This window comes from Kitasatospora sp. NPDC057936, from assembly GCF_042887525.1.
In the GTDB taxonomy this organism is placed as follows: domain Bacteria; phylum Actinomycetota; class Actinomycetes; order Streptomycetales; family Streptomycetaceae; genus Kitasatospora.
Map to the genome: position 1 here is coordinate 1 of NZ_JBHVPD010000179.1, position 8,855 is coordinate 8,855.

Sequence of the window (8,855 nt, forward strand, 5' to 3'; positions counted from 1 at the left end):
ATCGGTGAGATCGCTGCGGCGCACGTGGCGGGGGTGTTCTCGCTGGAGGATGCCTGCACGCTGGTGGCTGCTCGGGCTCGGCTGATGTCCGAACTCCCCGGTGGGGGAGCGATGGTGTCCGTCGAGGCAACGGAGGCGGAGGTGCTGCCGCTGCTGACGGACGGCGTCTCCATCGCCGCCGTCAACGGGCCCACGGCGGTGGTGCTCGCGGGCGACGAGGACGAAGTCCTCCGCATCGCAGGGGAGTTCGCCGGGAGGCGCACCAAGCGCCTGCGCGTCTCGCACGCCTTCCACTCGCCGCACATGGAGCCGATGCTCGACGCCTACACCCGCGTCGCCGCCACGCTCACCTACGACGCCCCGGCGATCCCGCTCATCTCCACCGTCACCGGCGCCCCCGCCACCGCCGACGAGCTCGCCGCACCCGACTACTGGGCCCGGCAGGTGCGCGGCACCGTCCGCTTCGCCGACGCCGTCCAGGCCCTCGCCGGCCACGGCGCCGCCGCCTTCCTCGAACTCGGCCCGGACGGCGTCCTCACCGCCGCCGCCCGCGACACCCTCGGCGACGGCGCCCGCCTCACCGGCGTGCCCGCGCTGCGCCGCGGCCGGCCCGGAGCGCCGGCCCTCACGGCCGCGCTCGCCCGGCTGGCCGTCGGCGGCCTGCGCCTCGACTGGGCGGCCGTCTTCGCCGGCACCGGCGCCCGCCGCGCCGACCTGCCCACCTACCCGTTCCAGCGGGAGCGCTACTGGCCGGAGTCCCGGCCCGTCCCGTCGGCGGGCTCCGACCCGGTGGACGCCGAGTTCTGGGCCGCCGTCGACCGCGGCGACCTCGGGGCGCTCGGCGCCGGGCTGGACCTCGACACCGACACCGTGACCGCCCTCTCCACCTGGCGCCGCGCCCGCCGCGAGCGCACCACCGTGGACGCCTGGCGCTACCGCGCCTCCTGGACGCCGCTCGACGCGACGGGCGACGCCGCGGCCCGGCCCTCCGGCCGCTGGCTGGTGCTCGCGTCGGACGACGCGCCGTGGGCGGACGGGCTGGTCGACGGGGTGGTTCTCCGGGCCTCGACCGACCGGGCCGCGCTCGCCGCACAGCTGCGCGAGGCGGAGCTCGGTGACGTCACCGGCGTCCTGTCCCTGCTCGCCCTCGGCTCCCCGGCCGCCCCGGGCGACGACCCGCTCGCGGCCACCGTCGCCGCCGTCCAGGCCCTCGGCGAGGCGGGTGTCGAGGCCCCGCTGTGGTGCCTCACCCGCGGCGCCGTCGCCACCGGCCGCTCCGACCGGCCCGCCGACCCCCGGCAGGCCGCCGTCTGGGGCCTCGGCCGCTCCGCCGCCCTCGAACTGCCCACCCGCTGGGGCGGGCTGATCGACCTGCCGGAGCAGCTCGACGACACCGCGCTGCGCCGCCTGGCCGCCGCGCTCGCCCGCACCGACGGCGAGGACCAGCTCGCCGTCCGCGCCTCCGGCACCTTCGCCCGGCGCCTCGTGCGCCACCCGCTGGCTCACCCGCTGGGCCACCCGTCGGGCGGGCGCCCGGCCACCCGGCCGTACGCACCCGCCGGCACCGTCCTGATCACCGGCGGCACCGGCGGCCTCGGCGGGCAGCTCGCCCGCCGCCTCGCCGCCCAGGGCGCCCCGCACCTGCTGCTGCTCAGCCGCCGCGGCGCGGACGCCCACGGCGCCGAGCAACTGCGCGCCGACCTCGCCGCGCTCGGCGCGGACGTCACCCTGGCCGCCTGCGACGCCGCCGACCGGGACGCCCTCGCGGCCGTCCTGGCCGCAGTCCCCGCCGACCGGCCGCTCACCGCGGTCTTCCACACCGCCGGCGTCGTCGCCGACGGGACCCTCGACACCCTGACCGCCGAGCACTTCGCCGAGGTGTTCCGTCCCAAGGTCGACGCCGCGCACCACCTCGACGAGCTGACCCGCGACGCCGACCTCGCCGCCTTCGTCCTCTTCACCTCCACCGCGGGCACCATCGGCGCCGCCGGTCAGGCCAACTACGCCGCCGCCAACGCCTCCTTGGACGCCCTCGCCGAGCAGCGCCGCGCCCGTGGCCTGCGGGCCACCGCCATCGCGTGGGGCCCGTGGGCGGGCGACGGCATGGCCGGGGCCGGCGTCGAACAGCGGGTGCGCCGCGGCGGCTACGGCCCGATGGCGCCCGAGCGCGCCCTGACCGCCCTCGGACACGCCCTCGACCACGACGACACCGCGCTCACCGTCGCCGACATCGACTGGCAGCGCTTCGCCGCCGTCTTCACCGCGCAGCGGCCCGTCCCGCTGATCGCCCCGCTGGCCGGAGCGGCCGGCCGGCCGGCCGCGGCCGCCCCGGAGTCCGGGTTGCGGCAGCGCCTCGCCGAACTGTCCGAGCAGGCCAGGGAGCGCTTCGTCCTCGACTTCGTGCGCACCCGCGTCGCGGCCGTCCTCGGCCACGCGGGCGGCGAACGCGTCGGCGCCGACCAGCCCTTCACCGACCTCGGCATGGACTCCCTCACCACCGTCGAACTGCGCAACGCCCTCACCGCCGCCACCGGCCTGAGCCTGCCCGCCACCCTGGTCTACGACCACCCGACCCCGGCCGACCTGGCCGCCCACCTCCTCGCCGAACTCCTCGGCACCCTCCCCGAACCCGACCGGGCCCCGGCCCCGCGGGACGTCTCGGAGGACCCCGTCGTCATCGTCGGCATGGCCTGCCGCTTCCCCGGCGGCATCGAGTCCCCGGAGGACCTCTGGCGGCTGCTCGGCGACGGCGCCGACGCCATCCGCCCGTTCCCCGCCGACCGCGGCTGGGACCTCGACGCCCTCGGCCGCGGCGGCTCCGCCACCCTCCACGGCGGCTTCCTCGACGGCGTCGGCCGCTTCGACGCCCGCTTCTTCGGCATCTCGCCCCGCGAAGCCCTCGCCATGGACCCCCAGCAGCGCCTCCTCCTGGAGACCTCCTGGGAGGCCCTGGAGCGCTCCGGCATCGCCCCCGACCGGCTGCGCGGCAGCGACACCGGCGTCTTCGTCGGCACCAACGGGCAGGACTACCTGACCGTGCTGCGCCGCGGCACCGCCGACGTCCGCGGCCACGCCGCCACCGGCAACACGGCGAGCGTCCTGTCCGGCCGCCTCTCCTACACCCTCGGTCTGGAGGGCCCGGCCGTCACCGTCGACACCGCGTGCTCCTCCGCCCTCGTCTCGCTCCACCTGGCCGCCCGCGCGCTGCGCGCCGGGGAGTGCTCGCTGGCCCTGGCCGGCGGCGCCTCGGTGATGTCCAGCCCGGACGCCTTCGTCGAGTTCACCGCGCAGGGCGGACTGGCCTCCGACGGCCGCTGCAAGCCCTTCGCCGACGCCGCCGACGGGACCGCCTGGTCCGAGGGCGCGGGCGTCCTGGTGCTGGAGCGGCTCTCGGACGCGCGGCGCAACGGGCACCCGGTGCTCGCGGTCGTGCGCGGATCCGCCGTCAACCAGGACGGCGCCTCGAACGGGCTGACGGCCCCCAACGGCCGGGCCCAGCAGCGGGTGATCCGCGCGGCCCTCGCCGACGCGGGCCTGACCGCCGCCGAGGTCGACGCCGTCGAGGCGCACGGCACCGGCACCGCCCTCGGCGACCCGATTGAGGCGCACGCCCTGCTGGCCGCCTACGGACGGGACCGCGAACTCCCGCTCCTGCTCGGCTCGGTGAAGTCCAACCTCGGCCACACCCAGGCCGCCGCGGGCGCCGCCGGCGTGATCAAGACGGTGCTCGCGATGCAGCACGGGGAACTGCCGAAGTCGCTGCACGTCGACGCGCCCTCCCGGCACGTCGACTGGACGGCCGGCGCCGTGGAGCTCCTGACGGAGGCCCGCGACTGGCCGTCCACCGGCCGTCCGCGCCGGGCCGGCGTCTCCGCCTTCGGCGTCAGCGGCACCAACGCGCACGTCCTGCTGGAGCAGGCGCCTGCCGATCCTGAGGCAGCCGGTTCGGTGTCGGCCGTGGGCGCGGCGCCGTGGGTGGTCTCCGCCAAGTCGGAGGCCGCGCTGGACGCTTCGCTCGCGCGCCTCGCCGACGTGGACGGGCCGTCCGCGCTGGACGTCGCCCACTCGCTGGCCGCCGGGCGTGCGCTCCTCGGGCACCGGGCGGTGCTGCTGGACGGTGCGGAGGTCGCGCGCGGGGTGGCGGGAGAGCGCTCGACGGCGTTCCTCTTCTCCGGGCAGGGCTCGCAGCGGCTCGGCATGGGACGGGAGCTGTACGCCCGCTTCCCGGTGTTCGCCGAGGCCTTCGACGGCGTCTGCGCACGGCTGGACCAGCTGTTGGACCGGCCGCTGCGCGACGTGGTGTGGGGCGACGACGCGGAGCCGCTGAACCGGACGGAGTACGCCCAGGCCGGGCTGTTCGCGGTCGAGGTGGCGCTGTTCCGGCTCGTCGAATCGCTCGGCGTGCGGCCGGAGTTCGTGGCCGGGCACTCGATCGGCGAGGTGGCGGCGGCGCACGTCGCCGGGGTGTTCTCGCTGGAGGACGCGTGTGCCCTGGTGGCTGCGCGCGGCCGGCTGATGCAAGCGCTCCCGGAGGGTGGAGCGATGCTCGCCGTGGAGGCTTCGGAGGACGAAGTCCTCCCGCTGCTGGGCGAGTTCGTCTCCATCGCGGCGGTGAACGGTCCGACGTCCGTGGTGGTGTCGGGCGCTGCCGAGGGCGTCGCCGCGATCGAGGCACACTTCGCCGACCGGCGGACCACGCGCCTGCGCGTCTCGCACGCCTTCCACTCCCCGCTGATGGAGCCGATGCTGGACGGCTTCCGGGCCGTCCTCGACGGGCTCGCGTACACGGCGCCCTCGATCCCGCTGGTCTCCAACCTGACGGGCGCGCTCGCCGACGGCGTCGAGTCGCCCGAGTACTGGGTGCGGCACGTCCGCGAGACCGTCCGCTTCGCCGACGGCGTCCGGGCGCTCGAAGAGGCGGGTGCCACCGCCTTCCTGGAGCTCGGCCCCGACGGCGTGCTGTCGGCGCTCGTCCAGCGGACCGTGGACGGCCCCGTCGCCGCGCTGCAGCGCCGCGACCGGCCCGAGGAGCACTCCCTGGTCACGGCGCTGGCCCGCCTGCACGTCGCGGGCGTGCCGGTCGACTGGACGCGGCTGTTCGACGGCACCGGTGCCCGCCGGGTCGACCTGCCCACCTACCCGTTCCAGCGCGAGCTCTACTGGCCCGAGCGCGCACCCGAGCCCGTCGCCGCCGGCGACCCGGCGGACGCCGCGTTCTGGTCCGCCGTCGAGCGCGCCGACACCGCTGCGCTGGGCACGACGCTGGGCCTGGACGACGACACGTCGCTCGGCGCGCTGCTACCCGCCCTCTCGGCGTGGCGCCGCCGCCGGACCGAGCGGACGGACGCGGACCGGCTGCGCTACCGGGCGGTCTGGAAGCCGTACGCGGCTCCTGCCGGGCCGGACGCCCTGCCGGGGACGTGGCTGGCGCTCGTGGCGGAGGGGCAGGACGACTCCTGGACGTCCGCGGTGCTCGCCGCGCTGGGCGCGGATGTGGAGCGGGTGACGGTCGACGCCGTGGGTCTGGCCCCGATCGCCGGGCCGATCGCCGGGGTGGTGTCCCTGCTCGCCGCCTCCGGCGGCGTGCCCACCGGGCTCGCCCGGCCGGACGCCCTGCTCGCCGCCCTCGGTGAGGCCGGCGTCGAGGCCCCGCTGTGGTGCCTCACCCGCGGCGCCGTCGCCGTCGGCGACACCGAGGCCCCGCAGGACGCCGCGCAGGCGGCGGTCTGGGGCATCGGCCGGGTGGTGGCGCTCGAACACCCGGAGGGCTGGGGCGGGTTGATCGACCTGCCGGAGGCGCCCGACGACGCCCGTACGGCGGCCCGGCTGCGGGCGCTGCTCGCCGCGGGCGATGGCGAGGACCAGCTGGCGCTGCGTACGGCCGGGGCCTTCGCCCGCCGGCTCGTGCGCGCCACGACGGCCGACACGGCACGGCCGTGGACCCCGCGCGGCACGGTCCTGGTGGTCGGCGACCCGGAGGGCCACGCGGCCCCGACGGCCCGCTGGCTCGCCCAGGCGGGTGCCGAGCACGTGGTGGTGCTGACGGGAGAGTCGGTGCCGGTGGCCGGTGCGCGTGGCGACGAGTCGCCCGATGCGGCCGGGGTGCTCGATGCGGCCGGTGATCGGATCGGCGTGGATGGGATGGAACTGCGGGCCGAGCTCGGCGAGTCCGGTACCGACCTGACCCTCGTCGTCGGCACTCCCGGTGACTCCCTCCCCGAGCTGCCGGACCTCTCCGCCGTCCTCTACACCGGCCGCTCCGGCGAGCCCGGTGACCACCTCTCCGGCCTGCTCTCCGACCTCGCGGCGCTCGACGAGGCGCTCGCGGACCGGGAGCTCGACGCCTACGTGCTGTTCGGGTCGATCGCCGGCACCTGGGGCGTCAAGGGCCGGGCCGACGAGGCCGCCGCCAGTGCGCTCCTGGACGCCGTCGCCCAGTCCCGCCGCGCCGCCGGGCGGGCCGCCACCGCCGTCGCCTGGGGCGCCTGGGCGGGCAGCACGCCCGACTCGCTGGCCGCGCACCTGCGGGCCAACGGGCTGCCGCCCGTCGCCCCCGGCCGCGCCCTGGCGGCCCTCGCCGCCGCCCTCGACGGCTCCGCCGTCACCGTCGCCGACGTGGCGTGGGAGCGCTTCGCGCCCGCCTTCGCCGAAACCCGGCCGACCCGGCTCTTCGCCGACCTGCCCGAGGCCCGCGTCGCCGCGGAGCCCGAGGAGGAGACCGCGAGCCGCACTGACAGGCTGCGCGCCGGTCTGCGCGAGCGGTCGGCGGCCGAGCGCACCGAGGCGCTGCTGGCGATCGTCCGGGCCGAGTCGGCGGCCGTGCTCGGTCACGCCGACGCCGACGACGTGCCGTCCGGGCACCCGTTCAAGGACCTCGGCTTCGACTCGCTGACCGCCGTCGACCTGCGCAACCGGCTCACCACCGCGACCGGTCTGCGCCTGCCCGCGACCCTCGTGTTCGACTACCCGACCCCGGCCGCCCTCGCCGCCCACCTCCGCGCCGAACTCTTCGACGAGGCGCAGGAGCCGGAGCGTTCGGCCGTCGCCGCGGACACCGACGACCCGATCGTGATCGTCGGCATGGGCTGCCGCTACCCGGGCGGCGTCCGTTCGCCCGAGGACCTGTGGCGGCTCCTGCGGGAGGGCGCCGACGCGATCGGCCCGTTCCCGGCGGACCGCGGCTGGGACCTCGACCGGCTGGCCCACGGCGACCGCGACGGGCGCGGGCGCAGCGTCACCCAGCAGGGCGGGTTCCTGTACGACGCGGCCGAGTTCGACGCCGCCTTCTTCGGGGTCTCCCCGCGCGAGGCGATGGTCGTCGACCCGCAGCAGCGGCTCGTGCTGGAGACCGCATGGGAGGCGCTGGAGCGCGCCGGGATCGATCCGGCGGGCCTGCGCGGCGGCGACACCGGCGTGTTCATCGGCGGCGGCAGCGGCGACTACCGGCCGGCCATCGGCCAGCTCGGGCACGTCGAGACCGCGCAGTCCGCGAGCCTGCTGTCCGGCCGGCTCTCCTACACCCTCGGGCTGGAAGGGCCCTCGGTCAGCGTGGACACCGCGTGCTCGTCCTCGCTGGTAGCCCTGCACCTGGCCGCCCAGGCCCTGCGGTCGGGCGAGTGCTCGCTGGCCCTGGCGGGCGGCGTGACGGTGATGTCGAGCCCGGTCGGGTTCGTCGAGTTCGGCGAGATGGGGGCGCTGTCCCCGGACGGGCGCTGCCGCACCTTCTCCGACGCCGCCGAGGGCACCGCGTGGTCCGAGGGCGTCGGCGTCCTGGTGGTGGAGCGGCTCTCGGACGCCGAGCGCCGGGGCCACCGCGTGCTGGCCGTCCTGCGCGGCTCCGCGATCAACCAGGACGGCGCGTCGAACGGCATCACCGCGCCCAACGGCCCGTCCCAGCAGCGCGTCATCCGCCGCGCCCTGGCCAACGCGGGCCTGACGCCCGCGGAGGTCGACGCCGTCGAGGCGCACGGCACCGGCACGAAGCTCGGCGACCCGATCGAGGCCCAGGCGCTCCTCGCCACCTACGGCCAGGACCGTGAACGGCCCGTCCTGATCGGCGCGCTGAAGTCGAACCTGGGCCACACCCAGGCGGCCTCCGGCGTGGCAGGCGTGATCAAGATGGTGCTGGCGATGCAGAACGGCGTGCTGCCGCGCACGCTGCACGTCGGCACGCCGTCCTCGCACGTCGACTGGACGGCCGGCGCCGCCGAGCTCCTCACCGAGGAGACCGCGTGGCCGGCCACCGGCCACCCGCGCCGGGCGGGCGTCTCCGCCTTCGGCGCGAGCGGCACCAACGCCCACGTCATCGTCGAGGCGCCGCCCGCGGCCGAGCCGGCCGAGGAGCGCCCGGACGACCGGCCGCTGCCCGTCCCGCTCTCCGCCGCGACGCCCGCCGCGCTGCGCGAGCAGGCCGCCCTGCTGCTCGGCCACCTCGCCGCGCACCCGGAGCTGGCGGTCCGCGACCTCGGCCACTCGCTGGCCACCACCCGCACGCTGCACGACCACCGGGCCGCCGTGCTCGCCGCCGACCGCGCCGAGCTGGCGCAGGGCCTGCACGCCCTCGTCGACGGCCAGGCCGCGCCGCAGCTCGTCCAGGGCTCGGCCCTGGGCGGGAAGACCGCCTTCCTCTTCCCCGGCCAGGGCTCGCAGCGCCCCGGCGCCGGGCGGGAGCTGTACGCCGCCCACCCCGTGTTCGCCGACGCGCTGGACGCCGTCCTCGCCGGTTTCGAGGGACGGCTGGCCGGGCCGCTGCGCCCGGTGCTGTTCGCGGTGGAGGGGTCGGCGGAGGCCGCGCTGCTGGATGACACGGGGTATGTGCAGCCGGCGCTGTTCGCGCTGGAGGTGGCGTTGTTCCG

1 protein-coding gene is annotated in these 8,855 nt (G+C 77.4%); it reads left to right on the forward strand.

Translation table 11 applies throughout. From position 1 onward, the window contains the following. On the forward strand, window positions 1-8,855 hold an 8,855-nt coding region (locus ACFVU9_RS44940), incomplete at both ends, for a type I polyketide synthase (protein ID WP_387603781.1).